The following is a 24,464-nucleotide window of genomic DNA, read 5'->3' as shown; positions in this document are numbered from 1 at the left end:
TGAGGGTACAAGGCGGTGGACAACCGTCAATTCACTTTGTCGGTCCTCTTTTCGCCCAGCACCCGCCACAGGAACGAGTACGCCAGGGCTGACTTGAATGCGGTCTGGGCGTTGTCTGCGGCGCCGGCGTGACCGCCTTCGATGTTCTCGTAGTAGCGCACCCGATGCCCGGCCGCTTCGAGGGCCGCCGTCATCTTGCGGGCATGCCCGGGATGCACCCGATCATCGCGCGTGGACGTCGTCATCAGCAGTTCCGGGTAGGACGCGTCAGCCGAGATGTTCTGGTACGGCGAATACTTGGCGATGAACTCCCAGTCCTGCGGGTTGTCCGGGTCGCCGTACTCGGCCACCCAGGACGCGCCGGCGAGCAGTAGATGGAACCGCTTCATGTCCAGCAGGGGCACCTGGCACACCAGGGCGCCGAACAGCTGCGGGTACTTGGTGAGCATGATGCCCATCAGCAGGCCGCCGTTGCTGCCGCCCTGGGCGCCCAACTGGGCCACTGTCGTGATGCCACGCGCCACCAGATCTTGGGCCACTGCCGCGAAGTCTTCGTCGACCTTGTGCCGGTTCTCCCGCATGGCCTGGGTGTGCCACGACGGACCGTACTCGCCGCCGCCACGAATGTTGGCCAGGACGTAGGTGCCGCCACGGGCCAGCCACAGCCGCCCCAGCACGCCGCCATAGCTGGGGGTGTTGGCCACCTCGAATCCGCCGTACCCGCCCAGCAGTGTGGGGCGCGGGCCGGGGCCGCTGCTGACGACAAAGTAGGGGATGGCCGTTCCGTCAACGGATTTGGCGAAGTGCTGGGTGACGCTGATGTCGTCGGCGGCGAAGAACGCCGGCGCGGACTTGATCTCCTGGGCCGAATCGGTCAGGCGGGTGTAGAGCAACCGCGACGGGCTGTCGAAACCGCTGGAATCCAGGAACACCTCGTCGCCGGTGTCATCGGCGGCGACCACCACGGTATTGGTGTTCGGCGGAATGCCGGGCAGCGGCTCCGATGCCCAGGTGCCGGGGGTCAGGACCTGAACGGAGCTGGCCACATCGGAGAGGGTGACCAGCAGCAGGCGGTCCTTGGTCCAGACGTGCTGGTGCAGGGCGGTGTGCTCGTCGGGGGTGAAGACGACATCCAAAGAGGCTGTCCCGGCGAGAAACTCGTCGTACCGGGCGGCCAGGAGCGCGCCGGCCGGATAGCTGCCCGACGGGGTGGCCCATTCGCTGCGCAGTTCGATCAGCAACCAGTCGCGATGCGCGGACACCGAGGCGTCGGTCGGGGCGTCGATGCGGATCAGCTCTCCGTCACGGAGCTGGTAGACCTCGTCGTTGAAGAAATCGATGGCCCGGCTGATGAAGGTCCGCTCGTACCCGGCGGTGCCCAGATCGACTGCTGCGGCGACGATCACGTCGTCGGCCTCACCACTGAAGACCAGTTCGGCGTCGGCAAGCGGCTGCCCGCGGCGCCACCGCTTGACGGTCCGAGGGTATCCGGACTCGGTGAGTGAATCGGGGCCGAAGTCGGTGCCGATCAGGACCGTGTCGTGGTCTTCCCAGCTGATCTGGGTCTTGGCCTCGGCTACCTCGAATCCGTCGGAAACGAATTCTCTTGTGATCATGTCGAATTCACGCACGACCGCGGCATCGGAGCCGCCCCGGGAAAGGCTCACCAGGGCGCGGGTGTGGGTGGGTTCGATGACGTCGGCGCCGGCCCACACCCAGTTGGCGTCGTCGGCCTCGGCAAGCCGGTCGAGATCGATGACAACATCCCACTCTGGGTTGTCGGTGCGATAGCTGTCCAGGGTGGTCCGCCGCCACAGGCCGCGCGGATTGCCGGCGTCGCGCCAGAAGTTGTACAGGTACTCGCCGCGCCGCCGCACATACGGGATCCGGCTGTCGGTATCGAGCACCTCGAGCGCTTCCCGGCGCATCTGCTCGAATTGCTCGTCGCACAGTTCGGCCGTTGTCGGCTCGTTGTGGGCGCGCACCCATTCCAGGGCGGCGTCGCCGGAGATGTCTTCGAGCCAGAGGTGGGGATCGTCGGTCACGGTTGTCCATTGTGGCCTCTGGCCGTGTCGATTGTGGCCTCTGGCCGTGCAAACCGGCGACGGTGGCCTCACGCGTAGTGTGATCTCTATGACAGCACCGTCGCGGGCACTGGTCACCCGAGCCGCAGCAGATCTGCTGGGCGGCCTCCAGAAGCAGCACGGCCCGGTGATGTTCCACCAGTCCGGCGGCTGCTGCGACGGGTCCTCGCCGATGTGTTACCCGGTTGGTGACTTTGTGGTCGGTGACCGTGATGTGCTGCTCGGTGTGCTCGACGTCGGCGACGGCGGCGTCCCGGTATGGATCTCCGGTCCGCAGTTCGATACGTGGAAACACACCCAGCTCGTCATCGACCTGGTGCCGGGCCGGGGCGGCGGTTTCAGCCTCGAATCCCCCGAAGGGGTGCGCTTCCTGTCTCGCGGGCGGGCCTTCGACGAGGACGAGCTCACGCAGCTCAGCGCTGTTCCACCGCTGACCGGGGCACAGTACGCCGCCGGTGTCACCCCGCCCGGACCCCGCGGCGAGATCGTCGCCGAGGCCTCCGACGCGTGCCCGGTACCGAGAGGACGCGCCGCGCAGGTCCCCGGATAGCGGGGGGAGCGAAGTAGGGTTTTTCCCGTGATTCCCCTCCCGAGGGCATGGCTGCTGACCGCCGGGATGCTGGTCGGCAGCGCCGTGGGAGTTGTCATCGGCGTTCTGACGACGCTGCTGGTCCACGTGTCGATGCGTCCTGACGCGGTCATTGCGCTGGTGCTGGCCGGACCGACGCTGTTGGGCCTGGTGCTGATCCTGACCGCCGGCTCACGATGGGTGACGGTGTGGGGGTCGTTTCTGCTGTCACTGGCGCCCGGCTGGTTCGGGGTGCTGGTCTTGATCCAGGTGGTGAACGGTGTCTGAGAAGCTGGATACCGGTTCGATGCCGATGACGGAACCGCATGCGGCGCCGATCTTCGACACCGGGCCGCATCCGACTCCGCTGACCCCGCGCAACGGAACCCGGCCACCGCCGGTGATCAACCGAAACCCGGCGTTCGACCCGGTTCTTGCCACCGAGCAGCAACAGTCACCGGCCGGCGGATCCGCCGATGACACCGACGTGCTCACGGCCTCGGCGGCGCTGGATCGGCAGCGTCAACGGCCCTCCGAGGCCGCGCTTCCGGTGGCGGTCCCCGGTCAGTACCAGTTCCTGAAGGCGTGGAAGCTGTTGACTGTGCTCTGCGGCGTCTGGCTGGTGGCCGGCGCTGCTGGGCTCGGCCTCTACTACTGGTGGTTCCACTCGATGGACAAAACCTGGGTTGAGGTGGCGGTGTTGATGTACACCCTGGGGTGTGTGGTCGCGGCGCTGTTGCTGTCGCTGCGAGACGGCAAACCGGTGCAGTCTGCTGCGTCGATTGCGGTGATGACGGCGCCGTTTGCGTCGGGTATGGCCGCTGCGGCGCTGTACGGACTGTTCGCCGTCGGCTGGCTCTCGCCGTAGCAGCGAACGCCCGGATCCGCCGCCTATTAGGCTGGTGCGTGTGACCCACTATGACGTCGTCGTTCTCGGAGCAGGACCCGGCGGCTATGTCGCCGCTATTCGTGCCGCCCAACTGGGCTTGAACACCGCCATCATCGAACCCAAGTACTGGGGCGGGGTGTGCCTGAATGTCGGGTGTATCCCCTCCAAGGCGTTGCTGCGCAACGCCGAGCTGGCCCACCTCTTCTCCAAGGAAGCCAAGACTTTTGGCATCAGCGGGGATGCCACCTTCGACTTCGGTGCTGCCTTCGACCGCAGCCGCAAGGTCGCCGAGGGGCGCGTCGCCGGTGTGCACTTCCTGATGAAGAAGAACAAGATCACCGAGATCCACGGCTACGGCAAGTTCACCGACGCCAACACCATCGAGGTCGACCTCAACGACGGGGGCACCGAGAAGGTCACCTTCGACAACGCGATCATCTCCACCGGCAGCAGCACCCGGCTGGTCCCGGGGACCTCGCTGAGCGAGAACGTGGTCACCTACGAGAAGCAGATCCTCAGTCGTGAGCTGCCGAAGTCGATCATCATCGCCGGCGCCGGTGCCATCGGCATGGAGTTCGCCTACGTCCTGAAGAACTACGGCGTCGACGTCACGATCGTGGAGTTCCTGCCCCGCGCGCTGCCCAACGAGGACGCCGAGATCTCCAAGGAGATCGAAAAGCAGTACAAGAAGCTCGGGGTCAAGATCCTCACCGGTACCAAGGTCGAGTCGATCACCGACGAGGGTTCGACGGTGACGGTGGAGGTCAGCAAGGACGGCAAGACCGACAAGCTGACAGCCGACAAGGTGCTGCAGGCCATCGGCTTTGCCCCCAATGTCGAAGGCTTCGGCTTGGAGAAGGCCGGCGTCGAGCTGACCGATCGCAAGGCCATCGGCATCGACGACTACATGCGCACCAACGTGCCGCACATCTATGCCATCGGTGACGTCACCGCCAAGCTGCAGCTCGCACACGTCGCCGAGGCCATGGCCGTCGTCGCCGCCGAGACCATCGCCGGCGCGGAGACCCTGGCGCTGGGCGACTACCGGATGATGCCGCGGGCCACGTTCTGCCAGCCGCAGGTGGCCAGCTTCGGTCTGACCGAGCAGCAGGCACGCGATGAGGGCTACGACGTCAAGGTGGCGAAGTTCCCGTTCACCGCCAACGGCAAGGCACACGGCCTCGGTGACCCGAGCGGTTTCGTGAAGCTGATCGCCGACGCCAAGTATGGAGAGCTGCTCGGCGGGCACCTGATCGGACACGATGTGTCGGAGCTGCTGCCGGAGCTGACGCTGGCCCAGAAGTGGGACCTGACGGTCAACGAGCTGGCCCGCAACGTCCACACCCACCCGACCTTGTCGGAGGCATTGCAGGAATGCTTCCACGGTCTGGCCGGCCACATGATCAACTTCTGATTGATGCGTCGTGTAATCCTGGCCGCTTCGGCACTGGTCGTGCTCGCAGGTTCCGCCGCCGCTCCGGCGGCGGCGGAACCCACTGGTGCGCCGGACCTCAGTGGTTACCGATCGGTCCCGGCCGAGGGTTTTGTCGACAGTCTGGTCGCGCAGGGCGAGGTCTACTTCCAGACCCCTGACGGGTTGCTCTGCGCGATCCGGCCCGCCCACGGTTCCGCCGGTTGCGACGGCCGGTTACCCGGCGCGCGAGCGGGGGTCAATGAGATCGTGTTGGCCGCCGATGTTGCCGCGCGTGGTTTGCGCGCGACAGCCAACCCCCAGTTCGTGAAGCCGGCCGGGAGCGCCGCGCCGGTGCTTCCGGTGGGCAGCAAGATCGCCTATCAGGATTTCGAGTGCGCGGTCAGCGAGGATGCCACGCTGTGCACCAAATCCTCTGGTGACACTCTGCAGTGGCTCGAGATCTCCGCTGAGCGCACCGGAGTCGGCCCGGCCACTCCGGGCCTGCCCGCGAGCTTCCCCGACCCCAACGACTTCGTGGTGGGCGACGACACCTACATCGTGGGTGCGGGCGCCAAGAACATGTTCCCGGTGTTCACCGTCGGGGATGGGCTGACGTGCACCATCGCCATGTTCAGCGGCGGTGAGATCGGCTGCAACGGCCACCTTCCGGGGGCCCGATCCGGAGAGAACGAGATCTTCGCTCAGCTTCCCGGTCCGGTGGGGATGCGCAAGACCGATGATCCGAAGTACGACAAGCCAGCCTATCCCGGCACCATCCGCCAGCTCCCGACGGGTTACCGCGTCAACCAGATGGGTGCCATGTGTATGGCGACCGAGGGTGGGGTGGCCTGTTACGGCACCCTGGCCGATCAGACGCAGGGTTTCCAGGTGACACCGGGTGGCGCCTCGGTCTTCGGTGACACCCAGGTTGCCGAGATGGGTGAATCCGCTGTCGAGTCGGCGCCGGACGAGGACGTGGCTCCAACCGCCACCCCGACCCCGACGACGAGTCCGACTGGTAGTGCTGCGACGACGACCCCTACGGCCGCAACCGGCTAGTCCGGGAAGTCCAGCGGCAGCTGCAAGGTGTTCATGGTTGCCGCCAGGGTGTCGTATTGGCCTGCGAGCAAGCAGAATTCGATGAGCTGCTTGGTGTTCAAATGGCCGGCGAGCTGTGCCCAGGTCGGTGCGTCGACCTTGCGCTGCAGCACAAATTCGTCGGTGGCGGTCAGCAGTGCCCGCTGCTTGTCGGTGAGTCCGTCGGCGCTGGGACCCTCGAACACCTTGGCTTGCAACGCTGCGTCGACCCCACGCGAGCGGGCCAGTCGGCGGTGCTGCTGGAGTTCGTACTCGCAGTCGCGAAGATGCCCGACCCGCAGGATCACCAACTCGGCGTCGTGCCGGGAGAGCTTGCCCCAGTAGAGCAGCACCCCGGAGAACGGCAGCCACGACCAGAACAGCGTCGAGTGCCGGGACAGCGCGTTGAACAGGTGGAACTCGGGTGCGCGGATCCCGCGGGCGCCGAGCCGGCAGATCACCCAGTTGATCGGCCCGATGTCACGCACGCCGCTGGTGGCGGGAACCCGCGTCATGACTGCTTGACCAGGTAGGGCGACACGGTGCTGCGATGCTCGTCGAGATCGAGCGCGCGCCCCAGTGCGGGGAAGGCGCGTTGCGGGCAGTTGTCCCGCTCGCACACCCGGCAGCCGGCGCCGATGGGGGTGGCGACATTGCCCGACAAGTCCAGTCCCTCCGAATAGACGAGCCGGTGCGCGTGCCGCAGCTCGCAGCCCAACCCGATCGCAAACGTCTTACCGGGCTGACCGTAGCGTGACGCGCGGCGCTCGACGGTGCGGGCCACCCACATGTAGTGGCGGCCGTCGGGCATCTGGGCGATCTGGACGCCGATCTTCCCGGGGTTGGCGAATGTCTCGTAAACGTTCCACAGCGGGCAGGTGCCGCCGGACGACGAGAAGTGAAAGCCGGTGGCAGACTGTCGTTTCGACATGTTTCCTGCCCGGTCCACCCGGACGAAGGACAGCGGTACACCGCGCATCGACGGCCGTTGCAGGGTGGACAGCCGGTGCGCGATGGTCTCGTAGCTCACCGCGTAGAACGCCGAGAGACGTTCGATGTCGTAGCGGAAATTCTCGGCGACCTCGTGGAACTGCCGATACGGCAGCACCGCCGCGGCGGCGAAGTAGTTGGCCAGCCCGAGCCGGGCCAGCACGCGAGATTCGTCGCTGGTGAAGTTGCCCTCGGCGACGATCGTGTCGATCAGCCCGCCGAATTCCAGGTACGCCAGTTCGGCGGCGAGCTTGAACACCTGCTGGCCGCCGGACAGGTGCCCGCTCATCTCCAGCGTCTTGGTCTCGGGGTCGTATCGGTGCAGGATGGTGCTGCCCAGATCGATGCGGCGCACGATCCGCACTCCGTGGACCTGGGCGAGGCGTTGGGCGATGTCGCGGGCGAGGTCCCCGCGGTGCATCCGCATCCGGTCGGTGAGATCTTCGGCCGCGGTGTCGAGTTCGTGCAGGTAGTTCTGCCGCTGATAGAAGTAGTCGCGCACCTCCTCGTGCGGCATGGTGATGGCGCCGGAACCGCTGCCGTCGGCGTGCCGGTCTTCGGTGGCCGCAGCCAGCTGGGCGGTGGTGAGCCGGTAACGCCGGTGCAGGTTCACCATGGCTTTGGCCATGGCCGGGTGGGTGCTCACGATGTCGGCGAGTTCCGATTGGTTGACATCGATGCCGAGATCGCGGTCCATGGTGACTTCGCGGAGTTCGGCGATCAGCCGGGTGTCGTCCTGAGAGGCGAAGAAGGTGGCGTCGACGCCGAACACTTCGGTGATGCGCAGCAACACGCCCACCGTCAGCGGCCGAACGTCGTGCTCGATCTGATTGAGATAACTCGGTGAGATCTCCAGCATCTGGGCAAGGGCGGCCTGGCTGAAGCCACGCTCGCTGCGTAGCTGCCGAACCCGTGATCCGACAAAGGTCTTGGCCATTCGGTCAGCGTACCCGCGTGTTAAGTCTGCCTTCGCAGCCTTGGCAAATGGATTGGCGTGGCCCGAGGTCGGCAGGTTTGGCATGATCGCGCTTGGTCGGGGGATCTGGAGACCGCGAGTTACGGATTGACGGAGAGAGCGTTCGATGGCGAGCAACATCAACGGGCCGACGGGGTTGTCGAAGACTTTGATGCCGGTACCGGACCCGCATCCAGATGTCTTCGACCGGGAGTGGCCGTTGCGGGTGGGGGATATCGATCGCACCGGTCGACTGCGCTTCGACGCGGCCTGTCGTCACATCCAGGACATCGGCTCCGACCATCTGCGCGAATTGGGTTTCGAAGACACCCATCCGCTGTGGATCGTGCGGCGCACCATGGTCGACCTGATCCGGCCCATCGAGTTCAACGACATGCTGAGGATGCGGCGGTGGTGTTCGGGCACGTCCAACCGGTGGTGCGAGATGCGGGTGCGCATCGACGGCCGCAAGGGTGGGCTGATGGAGTCCGAGGCCTTCTGGATCAACATCAACCGGGAAACGCAGGGACCGGCGCGTATCTCCGAAGACTTCCTCGAAGGATTGCGGCGAACCACCACTGTGGACCGGCTGCGGTTCAAGGCCTACCTGAAGGCCGGGGGGCGCGAGGATGCCGTCGAAATCCGCGACTACCCGGTGCGGGTGTCCGATATCGACCTGTTCGACCACATGAACAACTCGGTGTACTGGACGGTCATCGAGGACTATCTGCACTCACATCAGGAGTTGCTCGCCGGGCCGCTGCGGGTGACCATCGAGCACGACGCCGCCGTGGCGCTGGGCGACAAGCTGGAGATCCTGTCGCATGTTCACCCGGCCGGGTCGACCGATCTCTTCGGTTCCGAGCTGGCGGACCGGACTGTTACAACGCTCACATATGTGGTGGGCGACGAGACCAAAGCGATCGCGTCGCTGTTCTCGATTTAACAGTACCGTTGTCCTGTTATTTCCCTCTTGACCTGCGCCGTTCTGGTTACCGGCCGGTAGGTTCTGAACCGGTTCAGCTTCCCGGCATCTTCGCAAAATTAACAAGGTCTTGTGAAGTCGTGGCGAAAGTTGGCAGCAAAAGTGCTGGACCTGGGCATATGTCGGATGGCATCTTGGGTCTATCGCACCAGTGAAGTAGTTCAAGTGTTAACAAGTCGGCGATCCCGACAACACTCGGACTCTTGTCAGACGTTTTGCCTGTCATCGCTTTGCACCCGGATTCGCCACATCACCAAGGAGCAGTCAATGTCGACCGTCGGCACGCCGAAGTCGCCCGAACAGATCCAGCACGACTGGGACACCAATCCCCGCTGGAAGGGCATCACCCGCACCTACACCCCGGCTGACGTCGTCGCCCTGCAGGGCAGCGTCGTCGAAGAGAGCACCCTGGCTCGCCGCGGTGCCGAGGTGCTCTGGAACCAGCTGCACGACATGGATTTTGTCAACTCCCTGGGTGCGCTGACCGGCAACATGGCGGTCCAGCAGGTCCGTGCCGGCCTCAAGGCCATCTACCTGTCGGGCTGGCAGGTCGCCGGCGACGCCAACCTGTCGGGCCACACCTACCCCGACCAGAGCCTGTACCCGGCCAACTCGGTGCCGCAGGTGATCCGTCGCATCAACAATGCACTGCAGCGTGCCGACCAGATCGCCAAGGTCGAGGGCGACACCTCGGTGGACAACTGGCTGGCCCCGATCGTGGCCGACGGTGAAGCCGGCTTCGGTGGCGCGCTGAACGTTTACGAGCTGCAGAAGGCGATGATCGCCGCCGGTGTCGCGGGCTCGCACTGGGAAGACCAGCTGGCGTCGGAGAAGAAGTGTGGCCACCTCGGTGGCAAGGTGCTGATCCCCACCCAGCAGCACATCCGCACGTTGACCTCCGCCCGGCTCGCAGCCGACGTGGCCGACGTCCCCACGCTGGTCATCGCCCGCACCGACGCCGAGGCCGCCACCCTGATCACCTCGGATGTCGATGAGCGCGATCAGCCGTTCATCACCGGAGAGCGGACGAAGGAAGGCTTCTACCGGGTCAAGAACGGCCTCGAGCCGTGCATCGCCCGCGCCAAGGCCTACGCGCCGTTCGCCGATCTGATCTGGATGGAGACCGGCACCCCCGATCTGGAGCTGGCCCGCAAGTTCGCCGAGGGCGTCAAGAGCGAGTTCCCCGATCAGATGCTGGCTTACAACTGCTCGCCGTCGTTCAACTGGAAGCAGCATCTGGACGACGCGACGATCGCGAAGTTCCAGAAGGAGCTCGGCGCGATGGGCTTCAAGTTCCAGTTCATCACCCTGGCCGGCTTCCACGCCCTGAACTACTCGATGTTCGATCTGGCCTACGGCTACGCCCGCAACCAGATGAGCGCCTACGTCGAGCTGCAGGAGCGCGAGTTCGCGGCCGAAGAGCGCGGTTACACGGCCACCAAGCACCAGCGTGAGGTCGGCGCCGGCTACTTCGACCGGATTGCCACCACCGTGGATCCCACCTCGTCGACCACCGCGCTGGCGGGTTCCACCGAAGAGGGCCAGTTCCACTAGATTCCCATCTCTCGGCGAGCGCGCGGGTCTGTACAAAGACACGCCGTGTCACACGTACAAATGCGTGCGCTCGCCGGGATTCAGCAACCGGATTTGACACGAAAGACCCCGCTCAGAAACCTTGAGCGGGGTTTGACGTTATGTGCAAGGAGAGAGGGCAGAAGTGAGCATTGAACGAGTGGGTGTCATCGGCGCCGGGCAGATGGGTTCGGGCATCGCAGAGGTATCCGCAAAATCAGGTGCTCACGTGCTGGTCTTCGACACCGACAGCAAGTTCACCGAGGCCGGCCGGGAACGGATCACCACATCGCTGAACCGCGCAGTGAAAGCGGGCAAGCTCAGCGAGGCCGACCGTGACGCCACCCTGAGCCGGCTGACCTTCACAACCACACTGGCCGATCTGGCGGACCGGCAACTGGTGATCGAAGCCGTGATCGAAGACGAGACCGTCAAAGGAAAGATCTTCGCTGAGCTGGACGAGCTCATCACCGATCCGGACGCGGTGCTGGCGTCGAACACCTCCAGCATCCCCATCATGAAGATCGCGGCGGCGACCAAGAATCCCGGTCGGGTCCTCGGCCTGCACTTCTTCAATCCGGTGCCGGTATTGCCGCTGGTGGAGCTGGTCACCACGCTGGTGACGACGGAAGCGGCCGCAGCCCGCGCCGAGCAGTTCGCCGGGGAGGTTCTGGGCAAGCAGGTGGTTCGCTGCGCGGATCGCTCCGGCTTTGTCGTCAACTACCTGCTGGTTCCCTATCTGCTGTCGGCGATCCGCATGATCGAAGCCGGTGTCGCCACCCTCGAGGACATCGACAAGGCCGTTGTTGCCGGACTGTCGCACCCGATGGGCCCGTTGCGGCTGTCGGACCTCATCGGCCTCGACACTCTGAAGCTGATTGCGGACAAGATGTTCGAAGAGTTCAAAGAGCCGCTTTACGCGCCGCCATCACTGTTGCTGCGGATGGTCGAAGCCGGTCGCCTGGGTAAGAAATCCGGCAGAGGCTTCTATACTTACTAGATGACCACTCAGAGGTGGTTGCGTTGTCAACTGCCAGGCCGGCTGGTTACTGTGACTAGCCGTGGGCCCGCCGGGCCCAGTCGGAGATCGGCCGTCGTGCCCTCCGGCAACCATGGTTTCGAGTTAAAGGATTATCGAAGAAGTGCAAGTGGCTGACTCGGAGCTCGAACCGTATTACGAAGAATCTCAGTCGATCTACGACGTGTCGAATGAATTCTTCGCATTGTTCCTCGGCCCCACCATGGGCTACACGTGCGGCTACTACGAGCGCGACGACATGACGCTCGACGAGGCGCAGATCGCGAAGTTCGACCTGGCGCTGGGAAAGCTGAACCTGACCCCGGGCATGACACTGCTCGACATCGGCTGCGGCTGGGGTGGGGCACTGCGTCGGGCGGTCGAGAAGTTCGACGTCAACGTCATCGGGATCACCCTCAGCAAGCACCAGTCCGAGTACTCGAGAAACATGATGGCCGGCATCGAGACGTCCCGGCATGTCGAGGTGCGACTGCAGGGCTGGGAAGAGTTCGACGAAAAGGTCGACCGGATCGTCTCCATCGGGGCGTTCGAGGCGTTCAAGGCCGAGCGGTATCCCGCATTCTTCGAAAAAGCCCACAGCCTGCTGCCCGACGACGGGCGGATGTTGCTGCACACCATTTTGGCGCACACCCAGAAATTCTTCCGTGACAACGGAATCAAGCTGACCATCAGCGACCTGAAGTTCATGCGATTCATCGGCACCGAGATCTTCCCCGGCGGGCAGTTGCCCGCGGTCGAGGACATCGAGAAGCTCGCCGCGGATTCGAACTTCACCCTCGAGCGCACGCACCTGCTGCAGCCGCACTACGCCCGGACCCTGCGCGGGTGGGCGGAGAAACTGCTCGAGAACAAGGATGAAGCGATCGAGATCACCTCCCAGGAGGTCTACGACCGCTACATGAAGTACCTGACCGGATGTGCCGACTTCTTCGAGCGCGGCATCACCAACATCGGTCAGTTCACCCTCGTCAAGGGCGGGATCACGGGCTGAGTTCCGCCAGGCGCTGCTTTTCTGCCGCCACGTCGAAGTCAGCCGGCGGCCAGCTCATGTCCAGTGACTTGAGTGCTTCGATGAGCAGCTCGGTGATCGCGAGGCGGCTGTACCACTTGCGGTCACACGGCACCACATGCCACGGCGCGTAGGCGGTTGACGTCTTGTCCAGGACGGCCTGATAGGCCTCCTGATAGGCCGGCCACAGCAGCCGCTCGTCGACATCGCCGGGGTTGTACTTCCAGTACTTGTCGGGGCGTTCGAGACGTTCGGCGAGGCGTTGCTTCTGCTCTTCGAGGGAGACGAACATCGCCACCTTCACAATGGTGGTGCCGCCGTCCACCAGTTCTTTCTCGAAGGCGTTGATCTCGTCGTATCGGCCGCCCCAGACTTCGGGTGGCACCAGGTTTCGCACCCGCACCACGAGCACGTCTTCGTAGTGGGACCGGTCGAAAACACCGATGTGGCCGGCCGCGGGCAATGCCTTGTTGATGCGCCACAGGTAGTGGTGGGCGCGCTCTTCTGCGGTGGGCACACCGAAGCTGGTGTAACGGATCCCTTGCGGATTGCCCGCGCCCACGACGTGTTTGACGATCCCGCCTTTACCGGCGGTGTCCATGCCCTGTAGCACCAGCAGCACTGACCGGGAGTCGCCGGAGCGGCTGTTGGCGTAGAGCATCTCTTGCAGGCCGGCGAACCGGTCGTTGCGTTCGGCCTGCAGTGCGGGGGCGTCGGCCTTGGTTCCCTTGAAGCCGGGGGTGGCTCCGGCGTCGATGTCGACGACCTTGTCGCCCGGCCGGAAAGCGAGAACTTTATGCGGTTCGTGAGTCCACAGAGTGGGCAGATCAGCCATGCTGGCTGAGCCTAACGGTGTCAGGCCGACGGCGGAGGCAACAGCGGCATCGGGTGCGGTTGGCTGCTGAACAGCTCGAGGGACCCGCCGCTCTCGACGATCCCGACCAGCGCGCTCCACGACAGCATCGTCAGGTAGTCGATCAGCTCGTCAGAGCTCATTCTGCGGTGCGACATCCAGGAGTGTGTTGCCAACTGGACGCCACCGACGATCATGTAGGCCCAGGGTTCGACGCCTTTGGTGTCCATCCCGACTTTTTGCATGCGTCGCCGGAACATCACCGCCAGCATGCCGGCGATGATTCGTTCGCTGTCGGCGATCACTTTGCTTCTGCTGGCGGAGCTGTTGGCGAAGACAAAAGGGTAGATCTCGGGTTCGGCGGCGACGGTCTCCACATAGACCCGGATGATCTCGCGGGTCAGGGCGTAGCCGTCGAGCTGAGTGGACAGCGCTCCGGCCATGTTCGGGATCAGCGTGGTCTGCGCGAAACGCATCATCACGGCGGTGGTGAGGTCGTTCTTGTCGACGAAGTAGCGGTAGAGAACAGTCTTCGAGACGCCGATTTCCGCTGCTATCTCGTCCATGCTGACGTCACGACCGCGCCGGCGGATGGCGCCGAGGGTGCCGTCGACGAGTTCGTTGCGGCGCTCGACTTTGTGCTGGTGCCAGCGCCTTTTCCGCCCGTCGACCTTGACGGGTCCAGACTGGGACTGTTGGGCCACTGTTGCGTGATTCCGTTCGCTCGTTAGGCCCTGATACTAGTGCGAGTAACAGACACTGGCCGGATCTGGTCCCGAGGCGGCGTCACAGTAACTGGATCCGGCACCGCACGGTGGTGGCGGCGGCATGGCGGATGATGGAGGAGTGGCCTTGAGAAATCTGTCCGACGGTGAGCGGACGTCGTTGGCCGAATCGTTCGCCGGGGCCGATCGCGAGGGTGACGCCCAGCGGCAACGTGCGCTCCGGAGCATGAAACTGGTGGCCCTCGGGTTTCTGGTCGGTGCCACCGTGGTGTTCCTGGTCTGCACCTGGGCGCAGTCGCGGGGAGCCGCTCCCTGGGTGGGATATGTGCGGGCTGCGGCCGAGGCGGGCATGGTCGGTGCGCTCGCCGACTGGTTCGCGGTGACGGCGTTGTTCAAGCATCCGCTGGGCATCCCGATTCCGCACACCGCGATCATTCGCAGGAAGAAGGATCAGCTGGGCGAAGGTCTGGGGACCTTCGTGCGGGAGAACTTCTTGTCGGCGCCGGTGGTGGAGACCAAGATCCGCGACGCCGACATCTCCGCACGCCTCGGCAAGTGGTTGGCCGAGCCGTCCAACGCTGCGCGGGTGGCCGCCGAGACGGCGACGGTGCTGCGGGTGCTGGTGGAGTTGCTGCGCGACGAGGACGTCCAGCATGTCATCGACAAGATGATCGTGCGGCGGATCGCCGAACCGCAGTGGGGGCCACCGGTGGGCCGCGTCCTGGCGACCATGCTCGCCGAGAACCGGCAGGAAGCGCTCATCCAGCTGTTGTGTGACCGGGCCTTCGAATGGTCGCTGGGCGCGGGGGAGACCATCGAGCGGGTGGTTGTCCGGGATTCGCCCAGCTGGTCACCGAAGTTCGTCGATCAGCTGCTCGGTGACCGCATTCACCGTGAGTTGATGGACTTCACCGACAAAGTGCGGCGTGACCCCAACCATGAGCTTCGCCGGTCGGCGACCAGGTTTTTGTTCGAGTTTGCCGGTGATCTGCAGAACGATCCGGCCACCATCGCGAAGGCCGAGGCGGTCAAGGAACAGTTGATGGCCCGCGACGAGGTGTCCGGCGCCGCCGAGACTGCCTGGCGCACACTGAAAAGGCTGGTCCTCGAGGGCGTTGACGACCCTTCGTCGGCGTTGCGTAGCAAGGTCGCCGATGCGGTGATCCAAATCGGTGAATCACTGTGTGCGGACGCTGAATTGCGAGACAAGGTGGACAACTGGGTGGTGCGCGCAGCGCAGCATCTGGTGTCGCAGTACGGCGTCGAGATCACCGCGATCATCACCGAGACCATCGAACGGTGGGATGCCGACGAGGCGAGTCGCCGTATCGAACTCCACGTGGGCCGGGACCTGCAATTCATCCGGATCAACGGCACCGTGGTCGGTGCGCTGGCCGGTCTGGTGATCTACACGGTGGCCCAGATCATATTCTGACCTGCGCTAGCTAGTGCTTGCAATTGTTAGCACTTGTGCGTACGGTGGGTTTTGTCAGCTCCGAGCACCACTTGACTGATACCACGCCGACGCGAAAGGGAAACCGCTATGCCGCAGGACGACAAGCTGGCCGCCGCGGTGACTCACGCAGCCTCCGATATCGGCAGCTTCATTCGGGCGCAACGCGAAGCCGCGCAGGTATCGGTCCGGCAGTTGGCCGAGAAGGCCGGGGTGAGCAACCCTTACCTCAGCCAGATCGAGCGGGGGCTGCGCAAGCCTTCCGCGGAAGTGCTCAATCAAATCGCCAAGGCGCTGCGCGTCTCGGCCGAAGTGCTCTACGTCCAGGCTGGAATTCTGGAACCCGGTGAGGCAGGCGCAGTTCGGGACGCGATCGTCACCGACATGGCGATCTCCGAGCGGCAGAAGCAAGTGCTGCTCGATATCTACGCCTCATTCATCCAGCAGAACGAGGCGTTCCTCCAGCAAAACGAGGCGTCCCGCCAACTCGACGCCTCCGTTCAGCAAAACGACGCTGCCCGAGAGGAGTTCACCACTGACTGATCTCTGCGCATCCGAAACAGCTGACAACAAACAACTTCCGAATACCTTGTATGAAAGGACATCAACCATGGTCGAGAACCCGACTGTCGAAGAACTGAAGGCCCCGTTGCTCGCCGCCGTCGGCGCTGCCGATCTGGCCCTGGCCACCGTCAACGAGATCGTCGCCACCCTGCGCGAACGTGCCGAAGAGGCCCGCGTCGATGCCACCACCCGTGCCGAGGAGCGCCGCGCGGCGCTCACCTCTGCAGTCGACGAGACCCGTGAGCGGATCACCAAACTGCAGGAAGACCTCCCCAAGCAGTTCGGTGATCTCCAGGACAAGCTGACCACCGACGAGCTGCGCAAGATCGCCGAGGGGTACGCCGAGCACGCCCAGTCCACCTACACCAACCTCATCGAGCGTGGTGAAGCTGCCATCGAGCGGCTGCGGGCCCAGCCGGCACTGGAAGAAGCCGCCGAGCGCGCCGAGGGTTACGTCGACCACGCCGTCGAACTGACCCAGGATGCGCTGGGCACCGTGGCGACCCAGACCCGGGCAGTCGGTGAGCGTGCCGCCAAGCTGGTCGGCGTGGAGCTGCCCAAGAAGGCCGAAGAAGCAGCTGCCCCGGTGAAGGCCGCAGCCAAGAAGGCGCCGGCCAAGAAGGCCCCCGCGAAGAAGGCCGCGCCGGCCAAGAAGGTCGCCCCGCCCGCCAAGAAGGCTCCGGCAGCCAAGATCACCCAGAAGTAGGGTTCACCCAGAGGACACCCGAGACGACGGTTGCCTGAGAAGTCAGGGCACCTGAGAACAGGGAACTCGACGTACCCGACGACACCCGCCTAGGCTTGCAGCGTGATGCTTCAAGGGTTGGCGGGTGTCGTTCTTTCTGTGGTGCATATCGGCGTCCTGATCGCGACTCTCTACGCGCTTGTGCACGGCGCAATGCAACGGCCTGACGCCTATACCGCTGTGGACAAACTGACCAAGCCGGTGTGGCTGGTCATCCTCGGTGTGGCGCTGCTGCTGGCTGTGGTGATGGGGCCCGGTTTCGGGTCGGCCATCGCGGCGTGTGCCGCCGGCGTGTACCTGGTCGATGTGAGACCGAAACTGCTTGAAGTCCAGGGAAAGACGCGCTAGATCGATGCGACTGATTTCAGCCGTGGCTGCAGCCTGCGTGAGTGTCGGCATCGTCTTGGCGCCACCGGCGCAGGCGCAGGATCCGGCGCCGCCGTACGTCTCCCATGTCGAGTGGGCGAAGTGGGGCGATCTGTCCAGCCTGCGGGTGTATCCGACGGCGGCCGGACGTTCCGGTTCCGGAATCGGTCACCGCACCGCAGGTGAGGAGGCCTGGGGCGAGGTGCTGACGCTGTCACCCGATGCCGCCATCGCCGGTATGCGGGAGCAATTCCTCTGCCACTGGGCGTTTGCCGAGATCATGAACCCCGGTAAGGCCAGCTGGAATCTCGAGCCATGGCGGCCTGAGGTCAGTGAGGCTGAGATGTACGCCGCGAACTGTAACCCCGGCGGCACGGAAGAGCCGTTCTGATGACCCAGACCTGGACGCGTGAGCGGGTTGCCGCGTTGATCGACCACACCCTGCTCAAGCCGGAGGCGACGGACACCGATGTCGTCGACGTGGTGAACGAGGCTGTCGATCTGGGCGTATTCGCGGTGTGTGTGTCGCCGTCGATGGTCGCCGCTGCGGTGGCCGCCGGTCCCGCCGACCTGGCGGTGGCGACGGTGGCCGGGTTCCCGTCCGGGAAACACCGCTCTGCAGTCAAGGCCGCGGAGGCCGAGCTGGCAGTACGCGACGGGGCCACCGAGGTCGACATGGTGATCGATGTCGGCGCGGCCCTGGCCGGCGACGTCGCCGCGGTCCAGGCTGACATTGCGACGGTGCGCGCGGCGATCCCGACAGCGGTGCTCAAGGTGATTGTGGAATCAGCGGTGCTGTTGAGCCTGGCCGACGCCGACACACTGATCGCCGTATGCCGGGCCGCCGCCGCTGCCGGCGCCGATTTTGTCAAGACCTCGACGGGTTTTCACCCGGCCGGCGGAGCCTCGGTGCCGGCCATCTCGATGATGGCCGACACCGTGGGCGGACGGCTGGGGATCAAGGCCAGCGGCGGGATCCGGACCGCCGCCGACGCCGTCGCCCTGCTTGACGCCGGCGCAACCCGATTGGGTTTGTCGGCATCGCGCACCATTCTCGACGGGCTCAGCTGAGCGTCACAGGTTGGAGAAGCAGGGGTCTTCCTCGCCCCGCGGCATGCTCGCGTTCTGCGCCGAGAACACTGCCTTCACACCGGAATCGGTGACGTCCACGCTGTCGGCTGTGATGCCCATCGGGTAATCCTTGGTCAGCTGCTTGGTGAACACATCCAGGGCGGGCTGGACCGTCTCGCGCGGCAGCGTGAAGCCCAGGCCACTGACCTGCAGGACCTCCAGGCTCAGCCCACCGCCGACAACCGTCGGTTTGGCGACAACGCTGCCGAGGGCACCTTCGAGGCGGATGGTGCCGTCGCCGGTGTTGGTGGTCACGTTGGAGACGATGCCACCGAACAGGGGGATGACACCCTGCACCGTTTGTTTGATGCCTTCGGTGCTCCAGGAGATGTTGGCCACCAGCGAGCCGATGGTGCCGCTGGAGGTGCCGGTGGACCCGAGCCGGACGTCGTCGACGTCGATGACGACCTTCATGCCCTTGGCGTCGCGGATCTGGTTGCCCGCCGTCTCGATCGAGATGTTGGTGTAATGCCCGGTCATGTGCTGCCACAGGAACGGCGGTGCAAACCCGAATGATGCGTTTGCCGCGTCGCCGACGATGCAGGCGACGGCAGCTCCCACCACTTCGTTGGCACGTTTGCGGGCATACAGTTCACCGGCGATCAGCCCGGCGGCGGTCATCGCCACGACGATGACAACCACCAGGACCAGCGACAGCGGGTCCTTGAGCCAGCCGAGGATGCCGCCGTCGCGTTCCTGGGGTTCCTCCAGGTGCGGCTCGGGTGTCGAGGGCGGGTACCACTGCGGTGGCGCCGTCGCCTGGCTTGGATCCTCCACGTGGGTGCGTGGGATGTACTGCGTTGACGGGTCCGGCGCGCCCTGCTGCGGAATGCGTTCCGTGGGCGGGGCGGGCGGCGGGTCTTGCGGAGGCCTGGCCCACGACGACTGGCCGTCAGGGCCCTGCGGCGGATTCGTCACCGTCGCAATTCTGCCTTATCCGCAGTCGTGCACTCCGCGCGGTTGCTCAGCACCGCCAGCGTCTCCCTGGCCTTTGCGACCCCGGCAACATCGATATCGCAGGTCAGCAACTGCGGTTCGGCGCCCGCGCCGGCCAGCGGTTCCCCGAATGGGGACGCCACCACACTGCCGCCGACACCGGTCGGGCCGGTCGCGGCGATGTCGTCACCCGGGTACGCCTGGTCGACAGCCGCGATGTACGACCCGGTGTCGAGAGCTCGGGCGCGCGCCAGCAGGGTCCACTGGTCGAGTTTGCCGGGACCGGCCCCCCACGACGCACTGACGGTGATGACGGCGGCACCACGCTGGGCCAAGGTCACATACAACTCGGGGAAGCGGATGTCGTAGCAGGTCGTCAAACCCACGGTGACGCCGTCGACGGTGATGGTGACGGGCTCGCGACCGGGGGCCACCGAGCGTGACTCGGTGAACCCGAACGCGTCGTACAGGTGGATTTTGTCGTAGTGCGCGTCGGCAGTGGGGCCGGCCGCGATCAGGGTGTTGGTGACGCGACCGTCCGGCGCCGGGCTGAACATGCCGGCGACCAGTGTCAGCCCGGTTTGCGCGGCGATCCGGCGTACCCCGTCGGCCCAGGGGCCGTCGACGGGTTCGGCCACCGACTTCAGTGGTACCCCGAACCGGCACATCGTGGCCTCGGGAAACACCACAAGTGACGCGCCGTCGTCGGCGGCGCGCCGGGTGTACTCCTCGACCAGTTGCAGATTGGCTGCCGGTTCGGTGCCCGAAGAGATCTGAGCCAGGGCGATTCGCATGGGTTTCAGGGTAGGCGTCAGCTGCCGAGCCTGTCAGCGGGTGGCCGCCGGAACTACTATTCGACGACGATGGGCTTCACCAGAGACCACGGCACGGTCAGTACGGCATCACGTAGCCGGCGCCGCTGGGCAGCGACGGGAAAACCGTTGTCCCGCAACGCGGTGAGCATCACTCGCCAACGCACCCGCGGCCCGAACACGCTGTGGCCGGCTGCGGCGGCCCAGGCTCGGTCGGCCGCCTCCAGCAGGGTGTGAATCGGTTGGCCCGCAACATTGTGGTGGATCAGCGCTTTGGGTAGCCGTTCAGCCAGATCGGACGGTCGATCGATGTGGTGCGGATCGCAGGCCAGCGTCAGGCTGAGCGGCCCGTCGCGATCCAGCAGTACCCAACAGCAGCGCCGGCCGAGTTCGTCGCAGGTACCGTCGACGATCAAACCACCTGCGGCGATACCGGCCTGCAACGTTGACCACGCTCCGGGCACCTCTTCGACGGGGTACTGCCGCAGTACGTTGAACGCCCGCAGCAGAACTGGCCGCAGTCCGGCCAATTCGAAACCACCCAAATGGAATTCGGCGTCTGGAGAAGCCGCTTCGCGGGCCACGCGTACTCGTTCGGGATCGATTTCGAGTCCGACAACCCGCAGATCGGCACGCACCGTCTGCAATCGCTGGGCCATCTCCAAGGTGGTGACCGGCAGGGCGCCGTATCCCAGATCGACGACGAGTGGGTCGGCCGAGGACTGCAACACCTCCCGAATGGTGGGGGAGTTCACCATCCAACGGTCGCAGCGGCGCAACCGGTTTCGGCCGGTGGTGCCACGGGTGATGGCCCCGAGTGGTTTCATCAGTGCTGTTCGGCGACCCAGGACGTCATGAAAGCGCCCTCTGCATCGAACAATTGGGTGATGTTCGACAGGATCAGCTGTTCCAGGGTGCCGCCGACCAGGGGGATGTGTACCTTGCAGACGCTGGCCAGCTGCAGCTGGCTTCCGGTCGCGGTGTTGCTGAGGTGGTAGCGGCCGGTGAAGTGTCCCAATCCGCCCGGCACCGTCGCCCGGTAGTGCCCGTCGGCCCGGTTGTTGTGGTGGTCGTATCGGCCGAAATGCTGTTCCCGGGTGACCGCCAGGTCGACGGGAATCACCGCACGCGCTATCGGCGGCAGATCGGTGCGGGGCATCACCTGCCGGAATTCGATGTCGGTGCCGGATTCGCCGGCGCGAAACGCCGTCAACTCCGAGGTCTGTGACACCCACTGGTAGGAGGCCATCAGCGCCTCCCAGAACTCCCGGCTGGTGAGGTCGCGGTAGATCTGGTCGGCCGGTGCTTCGAAGGTGATGACGTAATCCTGGCGGCGAGCCATCAGGTCCGGTCGCTCAGCCACATGGTGGTGAAACGCTGCTCCTCGATCAGCAGATTGGTGAGCTGGCTCCCGATGAAGGTCTCCACCTTGCCGCCGATCAGCGGTATCCGGACCTCCACCGTGGCGTGCAGATCCATCCGTGCACCAGTGCCGGTGCCCGGGACCAGTGAGGTTTTGCCGGTCATGGTGGCAGGGGCCCCGGCGATGGTGCAGTCGACGGTGCCGGCTGCCTTGCCGTCCCTGACCGGGTTCCAGGTTTCCCGGCGCTGGATGTGCATGTCGCCGGCGTGGAACTGGGTGGCGATCGCGGGCAGGAACTCCCGGGACAGGATCAATGTCGAGGTGACGGTGACGCCGCCGTCACTGTCCACCTGCAACGAATCCAGGGTGGTTTCCGCTGCTCCGGTATCGGCGAGCCGGGCCAGCCAGTATTGCTTGTCGCTGAATGCGCGGTGGACCTCTTCGACACTGACGTCGTACTCGACGGACATGTCGAATGAACGTGGCATAGCCCGTGAGGCTACCGTTACCGCCCGTGAGTGGTTCGCTGTTCGGTGGTGCGTCGGTGGCCGAGTGGGTGCCGTTGGCGTCGGCGACCACGTTGCGGGTGGGGCCGGTGGCGCGCCGGGTGATCACCTGCACCACCAGCGAACAGATCGCCGAAACCCTGCGCACGCTGCATGACGAGCAGCCGCTGGTGTTGGCCGGCGGATCGAACGTCCTGATCGCCGACGACCTGACCGATCTGACGGTGGTGCGGTTGGCGACGCCGCGGATCACCCTCGACGGTTCCTTGATCCGTGCGGATGCCGGAGCGGTCTGGGATGACGTGGTGGTCACCGCGCTGGCCGCCGGGCTGGGCGGTCTGGAATGCCTGTCCGGGATTCCGGGGTCGGCCGGGGCCACCCCGGTCCAGAATGTGGGTGCCTACGGGACCGAGGTGTCCGACACCATCACCCGGGTGTTGCTGCTGGATCGGCCGACCGGTGAGGTGCACTGGGTCAGTGGCGATGAACTGGGGTTCGGGTACCGCACCAGCGTGCTCAAACATCCCCCCACCCTGACCCCGGTACCGGTGGTGCTGGAGGTGGAGTTCGAGTTGGATCCGTCGGGACGCAGCGCACCGCTGCGCTACGGGGAGCTGACGACCATGCTCGGTGTCGACGCCGGCGCGCGGGCCGAGCTGACCCAGGTGCGGGAGGCGGTGCTGGCGCTTCGCCGCCGCAAGGGCATGGTGCTGGACGAGGGTGATCACGACACCTGGAGTGCGGGTTCGTTTTTCACCAACCCGGTGGTCAGCGCCGCGGATCTGGACGCCATCCGATCAAGCGTGGCCGGCCCGGTTCCGCATTACCCGGCCGGGGATGCGGTGAAGTTGGCGGCCGGCTGGTTGGTGGAGAACGCCGGATTCGGCAAGGGCTACCCGGGCCCGGATGCCGCCGCGGCACTGTCCAGCAAGCATGCCCTGGCGTTGACCAATCGAGGTGGCGCCGGCAGCGGCGATATCGTCGCTTTGGCCCGTGAGGTTCGCGACGGGGTGTTTGCCCGCTTCGGGATTCGGCTCGAGCCGGAACCCGTCCTGATCGGCTGTGTGATCTGAACTGGGGGATTTAGCACCTCCAGCACCGAATCCGTACCCTTGTCGACGTGACGATGAATAGGCGCCGTGCGCTCGGTGCTCTGGCGCTGGGTGTGGTGGCCCCCGGTGTGCTCGCCGCTTGCTCGGAGGCCACGAGCAAACTTGAAGAGGTTGTCGCAGACCCGACCCCCGAGCCGTCGCTCACCTTCACCCCGGCGGTGTCGGCGACCGATGTCGGGCCTCGGACACCGATCAAGGTGCAGGTACAAGACGGGGTACTGCAGCGGGTTGCGCTGACCAATCCGGACGGCAAGGTCGTCGCCGGCAACCTCGATCCCGACAAGACGTCGTTCACCATCGACGAGCCGCTCGGCTATGGAGTCGAATACACCTGGAGCGGGTCTGCGGTCGGGGAGGACGGCAAGACGGTGCCCGTCGAGGGCAGTTTCACCACGGTGGCGCCGGCCTACACGGTCAATGGTCAGTTCCAGCTGGCCGACGGGCAGACGGTCGGTGTCGCGGCGCCGATCATCTTGCAGTTCAATGCGGCGATCGCCGATGAGGATCGCGCAGAGGTGGAGAAGGCTCTCAAGGTGACCACGACGCCGCCGGTCGAGGGCAGCTGGGCCTGGCTGCCCGACGAGGTCGGTGGATCCCGGGTGCATTGGCGGACCAGGGAGTACTACCCGGTCGGCACCGCTGTTCATGTCGATGCCGAGCTCTACGGCGTGCCGTTCGGCCCGAACGCCTTCGGCGCCGCCGATTCGACGCTCGATTTCACCATCGGCCGGTTCCAGGTCGTCAAGGCCGATGCGGCGAGTCACCGCATCCAGGTGCTCACCGACGCCGGTGTGATCATGGATTTTGCCTGCAGCTACGGCGAAGGGGACCTCGACCGCAATGTGACGCGCAGTGGCGTTCACGTGGTCACCGAGAAGTACGAAGACTTCTACATGACCAACCCGGCTGCCGGTTACGCCAATGTGCGGGAGCGGTGGGCGGTGCGCATCTCCAACAACGGCGAGTTCATCCACGCCAACCCGGCCAGCTCGGGTGCGCAGGGAAACTCGAACGTCACCAATGGCTGTATCAATCTTTCCCTCGCCGACGCCGAGCAGTATTTCCACTCGGCGCTCTACGGCGATCCGGTGGAGGTCACCGGCACCCGGATCGATCTGTCGTACGCCGATGGCGACATCTGGGATTGGGCGGTGCCGTGGGAGGAGTGGCGGTCGATGTCGGCGGTCACGTCCGCGACGCCGCTGGTGAATCTGCCGAGCACCGCGCCCGCGACGCCCACGGATGCACCGGTGCCGACGGCCCAACCCGGCGGCTAGCCACCTTTAGCGCCGAAACTCACGTTTGGGCGCAAAAAC

The 24,464-nt window shown here is 65.2% G+C and carries 27 protein-coding genes; 17 read left to right on the top strand and 10 right to left on the bottom strand.

Translation table 11 applies throughout. The annotated features are described in order from the left end of the window. Positions 1 to 26 precede the first annotated feature (26 nt). Positions 27 to 2,045, bottom strand: coding sequence for a prolyl oligopeptidase family serine peptidase (locus WBB07_RS00830; protein WP_526303802.1), 2,019 nt, complete (start codon positions 2,043 to 2,045; stop codon positions 27 to 29). Positions 2,046 to 2,133: 88 nt separating this feature from the next. On the opposite strand from WBB07_RS00830, the gene WBB07_RS00825 reads away from it, so the two are divergent. Genes WBB07_RS00825 through WBB07_RS00805 form a run of 5 tightly spaced genes read left to right on the top strand, consistent with a single transcriptional unit; the run spans position 2,134 to position 6,014 of the window. After that, entirely contained in the window at positions 2,134 to 2,634 is a 501-nt protein-coding gene (locus WBB07_RS00825; RefSeq protein WP_526303800.1) for a DUF779 domain-containing protein, read from the top strand. Positions 2,635 to 2,661: 27 nt separating this feature from the next. Continuing rightward, complete coding sequence (locus WBB07_RS00820) at positions 2,662 to 2,940, top strand: putative holin (RefSeq protein ID WP_526303798.1); 279 nt, start codon at positions 2,662 to 2,664, stop codon at positions 2,938 to 2,940. Then, positions 2,933 to 3,520, top strand: coding sequence for a hypothetical protein (locus tag WBB07_RS00815; protein WP_526303796.1), 588 nt, complete (start codon positions 2,933 to 2,935; stop codon positions 3,518 to 3,520). The genes WBB07_RS00820 and WBB07_RS00815 overlap by 8 nt, the downstream gene beginning before the upstream one ends. Before the next feature lie 40 nt (positions 3,521 to 3,560). After that, positions 3,561 to 4,955: a dihydrolipoyl dehydrogenase gene (gene lpdA, locus WBB07_RS00810; RefSeq protein WP_526303794.1), complete on the top strand. Its 1,395-nt coding sequence runs from the start codon at positions 3,561 to 3,563 to the stop codon at positions 4,953 to 4,955. Between the two features lie 3 nt (positions 4,956 to 4,958). Next, positions 4,959 to 6,014, top strand: coding sequence for a hypothetical protein (locus tag WBB07_RS00805; RefSeq protein WP_526303792.1), 1,056 nt, complete (start codon positions 4,959 to 4,961; stop codon positions 6,012 to 6,014). Here WBB07_RS00805 and WBB07_RS00800 read toward each other — a convergent pair. Then, positions 6,011 to 6,547 (bottom strand): carboxymuconolactone decarboxylase family protein, encoded by a 537-nt coding sequence (locus WBB07_RS00800; protein WP_526303790.1) that lies wholly within the window; start codon positions 6,545 to 6,547, stop codon positions 6,011 to 6,013. The two genes, WBB07_RS00805 and WBB07_RS00800, sit on opposite strands and share 4 nt — an antisense overlap. After that, positions 6,544 to 7,959, bottom strand: coding sequence for an acetate metabolism transcriptional regulator RamB (ramB, locus tag WBB07_RS00795; RefSeq protein ID WP_526303788.1), 1,416 nt, complete (start codon positions 7,957 to 7,959; stop codon positions 6,544 to 6,546). The genes WBB07_RS00800 and ramB overlap by 4 nt, the downstream gene beginning before the upstream one ends. A 145-nt stretch (positions 7,960 to 8,104) precedes the next feature. Here ramB and WBB07_RS00790 point away from each other — a divergent pair, with 145 nt between their 5' ends. The 4 genes from WBB07_RS00790 to WBB07_RS00775 all read left to right on the top strand — a co-directional run bounded on the left by WBB07_RS00790 (position 8,105) and on the right by WBB07_RS00775 (position 12,564). Next, positions 8,105 to 8,923: an acyl-[acyl-carrier-protein] thioesterase gene (locus tag WBB07_RS00790; protein WP_526303786.1), complete on the top strand. Its 819-nt coding sequence runs from the start codon at positions 8,105 to 8,107 to the stop codon at positions 8,921 to 8,923. A 306-nt stretch (positions 8,924 to 9,229) separates the two neighbouring features. Then, on the top strand, positions 9,230 to 10,516 hold the full coding sequence (gene aceA / locus WBB07_RS00785; protein ID WP_526303784.1) for an isocitrate lyase: 1,287 nt from the start codon (positions 9,230 to 9,232) through the stop codon (positions 10,514 to 10,516). Between the two features lie 163 nt (positions 10,517 to 10,679). Next, complete coding sequence (locus tag WBB07_RS00780) at positions 10,680 to 11,534, top strand: 3-hydroxyacyl-CoA dehydrogenase family protein (protein WP_526303782.1); 855 nt, start codon at positions 10,680 to 10,682, stop codon at positions 11,532 to 11,534. Positions 11,535 to 11,676: 142 nt separating this feature from the next. After that, positions 11,677 to 12,564, top strand: a complete 888-nt coding sequence (locus tag WBB07_RS00775; RefSeq protein ID WP_526303780.1) for a cyclopropane mycolic acid synthase family methyltransferase — start codon at positions 11,677 to 11,679, stop codon at positions 12,562 to 12,564. Here WBB07_RS00775 and WBB07_RS00770 read toward each other — a convergent pair. Further along, on the bottom strand, positions 12,554 to 13,417 hold the full coding sequence (locus tag WBB07_RS00770; protein WP_526303778.1) for a polyphosphate kinase 2 family protein: 864 nt from the start codon (positions 13,415 to 13,417) through the stop codon (positions 12,554 to 12,556). The two genes, WBB07_RS00775 and WBB07_RS00770, sit on opposite strands and share 11 nt — an antisense overlap. A gap of 20 nt (positions 13,418 to 13,437) precedes the next feature. Continuing rightward, positions 13,438 to 14,139: a TetR/AcrR family transcriptional regulator gene (locus tag WBB07_RS00765; protein WP_526303776.1), complete on the bottom strand. Its 702-nt coding sequence runs from the start codon at positions 14,137 to 14,139 to the stop codon at positions 13,438 to 13,440. Positions 14,140 to 14,263: 124 nt separating this feature from the next. Here WBB07_RS00765 and WBB07_RS00760 point away from each other — a divergent pair, with 124 nt between their 5' ends. The 6 genes from WBB07_RS00760 to deoC all read left to right on the top strand — a co-directional run bounded on the left by WBB07_RS00760 (position 14,264) and on the right by deoC (position 18,359). Continuing rightward, positions 14,264 to 15,595 (top strand): DUF445 domain-containing protein, encoded by a 1,332-nt coding sequence (locus WBB07_RS00760; protein WP_526303774.1) that lies wholly within the window; start codon positions 14,264 to 14,266, stop codon positions 15,593 to 15,595. Between the two features lie 108 nt (positions 15,596 to 15,703). After that, positions 15,704 to 16,156 carry a helix-turn-helix domain-containing protein gene (locus WBB07_RS00755; protein WP_526303772.1) on the top strand — a complete coding sequence of 151 codons (453 nt, stop codon included), beginning with the start codon at positions 15,704 to 15,706 and terminating at the stop codon, positions 16,154 to 16,156. A 67-nt stretch (positions 16,157 to 16,223) separates the two neighbouring features. Further along, entirely contained in the window at positions 16,224 to 16,883 is a 660-nt protein-coding gene (locus WBB07_RS00750; RefSeq protein WP_526303770.1) for a heparin-binding hemagglutinin, read from the top strand. Positions 16,884 to 16,988: 105 nt separating this feature from the next. Further along, a complete protein-coding gene (locus WBB07_RS00745; RefSeq protein WP_526303837.1) occupies positions 16,989 to 17,270 on the top strand; it encodes a DUF2516 family protein in 282 nt (93 codons plus the stop codon). 4 nt (positions 17,271 to 17,274) lie between these two features. Then, complete coding sequence (locus WBB07_RS00740; protein WP_526303768.1) at positions 17,275 to 17,679, top strand: DUF2599 domain-containing protein; 405 nt, start codon at positions 17,275 to 17,277, stop codon at positions 17,677 to 17,679. After that, positions 17,679 to 18,359 carry a deoxyribose-phosphate aldolase gene (deoC, locus tag WBB07_RS00735; protein WP_526303766.1) on the top strand — a complete coding sequence of 227 codons (681 nt, stop codon included), beginning with the start codon at positions 17,679 to 17,681 and terminating at the stop codon, positions 18,357 to 18,359. Before WBB07_RS00740 ends, deoC begins: the two co-directional genes overlap by 1 nt. Before the next feature lie 3 nt (positions 18,360 to 18,362). On the opposite strand, the gene WBB07_RS00730 is transcribed toward deoC, so the two are convergent. From WBB07_RS00730 to WBB07_RS00710, 5 genes are read right to left on the bottom strand one after another with little or no spacing between them, the layout of a single operon-like run. Next, positions 18,363 to 19,337 (bottom strand): LmeA family phospholipid-binding protein, encoded by a 975-nt coding sequence (locus WBB07_RS00730; RefSeq protein ID WP_526303764.1) that lies wholly within the window; start codon positions 19,335 to 19,337, stop codon positions 18,363 to 18,365. Continuing rightward, positions 19,334 to 20,149: a carbon-nitrogen hydrolase family protein gene (locus tag WBB07_RS00725; protein WP_526303762.1), complete on the bottom strand. Its 816-nt coding sequence runs from the start codon at positions 20,147 to 20,149 to the stop codon at positions 19,334 to 19,336. Before WBB07_RS00725 ends, WBB07_RS00730 begins: the two co-directional genes overlap by 4 nt. 56 nt (positions 20,150 to 20,205) lie before the next feature. Further along, positions 20,206 to 20,994, bottom strand: a complete 789-nt coding sequence (locus WBB07_RS00720; RefSeq protein WP_526303761.1) for a class I SAM-dependent methyltransferase — start codon at positions 20,992 to 20,994, stop codon at positions 20,206 to 20,208. Continuing rightward, on the bottom strand, positions 20,994 to 21,530 hold the full coding sequence (locus WBB07_RS00715) for a DUF2505 family protein (protein ID WP_526303759.1): 537 nt from the start codon (positions 21,528 to 21,530) through the stop codon (positions 20,994 to 20,996). Before WBB07_RS00715 ends, WBB07_RS00720 begins: the two co-directional genes overlap by 1 nt. Next, entirely contained in the window at positions 21,509 to 22,018 is a 510-nt protein-coding gene (locus tag WBB07_RS00710; protein ID WP_526303757.1) for a DUF2505 family protein, read from the bottom strand. The genes WBB07_RS00715 and WBB07_RS00710 overlap by 22 nt, the downstream gene beginning before the upstream one ends. A gap of 26 nt (positions 22,019 to 22,044) precedes the next feature. On the opposite strand from WBB07_RS00710, the gene WBB07_RS00705 reads away from it, so the two are divergent. After that, the gene (locus tag WBB07_RS00705; RefSeq protein WP_526303755.1) at positions 22,045 to 23,109 is read left to right on the top strand and encodes a UDP-N-acetylmuramate dehydrogenase; all 1,065 of its coding nucleotides are present in this window, start codon (positions 22,045 to 22,047) and stop codon (positions 23,107 to 23,109) included. A 53-nt stretch (positions 23,110 to 23,162) separates the two neighbouring features. Further along, the gene (locus WBB07_RS00700) at positions 23,163 to 24,425 is read left to right on the top strand and encodes an Ig-like domain-containing protein (protein WP_526303835.1); all 1,263 of its coding nucleotides are present in this window, start codon (positions 23,163 to 23,165) and stop codon (positions 24,423 to 24,425) included. The last annotated feature ends 39 nt before the right edge of the window (positions 24,426 to 24,464 follow it).

It is taken from the genome of Mycobacterium sp., assembly GCF_049647605.1.
In the GTDB taxonomy this organism is placed as follows: domain Bacteria; phylum Actinomycetota; class Actinomycetes; order Mycobacteriales; family Mycobacteriaceae; genus Mycobacterium.
The sequence above is the reverse complement of the archived record's forward strand: the minus strand, read 5'-3'. Positions and strand labels throughout refer to the sequence as shown.

Coding starts and splice junctions, on each gene's coding strand:
- WBB07_RS00825 (WP_526303800.1), top strand. CDS start 2,134: ATGACAGCACCGTCGCGGGCACTGGTCACCCGAGCCGCAGCAGATCTG.
- WBB07_RS00805 (WP_526303792.1), top strand. CDS start 4,959: ATGCGTCGTGTAATCCTGGCCGCTTCGGCACTGGTCGTGCTCGCAGGT.
- WBB07_RS00800 (WP_526303790.1), bottom strand. CDS start 6,547: ATGACGCGGGTTCCCGCCACCAGCGGCGTGCGTGACATCGGGCCGATC.
- ramB (WP_526303788.1), bottom strand. CDS start 7,959: ATGGCCAAGACCTTTGTCGGATCACGGGTTCGGCAGCTACGCAGCGAG.
- WBB07_RS00790 (WP_526303786.1), top strand. CDS start 8,105: ATGGCGAGCAACATCAACGGGCCGACGGGGTTGTCGAAGACTTTGATG.
- aceA (WP_526303784.1), top strand. CDS start 9,230: ATGTCGACCGTCGGCACGCCGAAGTCGCCCGAACAGATCCAGCACGAC.
- WBB07_RS00770 (WP_526303778.1), bottom strand. CDS start 13,417: ATGGCTGATCTGCCCACTCTGTGGACTCACGAACCGCATAAAGTTCTC.
- WBB07_RS00760 (WP_526303774.1), top strand. CDS start 14,264: ATGGCGGATGATGGAGGAGTGGCCTTGAGAAATCTGTCCGACGGTGAG.
- WBB07_RS00755 (WP_526303772.1), top strand. CDS start 15,704: ATGCCGCAGGACGACAAGCTGGCCGCCGCGGTGACTCACGCAGCCTCC.
- WBB07_RS00750 (WP_526303770.1), top strand. CDS start 16,224: ATGGTCGAGAACCCGACTGTCGAAGAACTGAAGGCCCCGTTGCTCGCC.
- WBB07_RS00745 (WP_526303837.1), top strand. CDS start 16,989: ATGCTTCAAGGGTTGGCGGGTGTCGTTCTTTCTGTGGTGCATATCGGC.
- WBB07_RS00740 (WP_526303768.1), top strand. CDS start 17,275: ATGCGACTGATTTCAGCCGTGGCTGCAGCCTGCGTGAGTGTCGGCATC.
- deoC (WP_526303766.1), top strand. CDS start 17,679: ATGACCCAGACCTGGACGCGTGAGCGGGTTGCCGCGTTGATCGACCAC.
- WBB07_RS00725 (WP_526303762.1), bottom strand. CDS start 20,149: ATGCGAATCGCCCTGGCTCAGATCTCTTCGGGCACCGAACCGGCAGCC.
- WBB07_RS00720 (WP_526303761.1), bottom strand. CDS start 20,994: ATGAAACCACTCGGGGCCATCACCCGTGGCACCACCGGCCGAAACCGG.
- WBB07_RS00710 (WP_526303757.1), bottom strand. CDS start 22,018: ATGCCACGTTCATTCGACATGTCCGTCGAGTACGACGTCAGTGTCGAA.
- WBB07_RS00700 (WP_526303835.1), top strand. CDS start 23,163: ATGAATAGGCGCCGTGCGCTCGGTGCTCTGGCGCTGGGTGTGGTGGCC.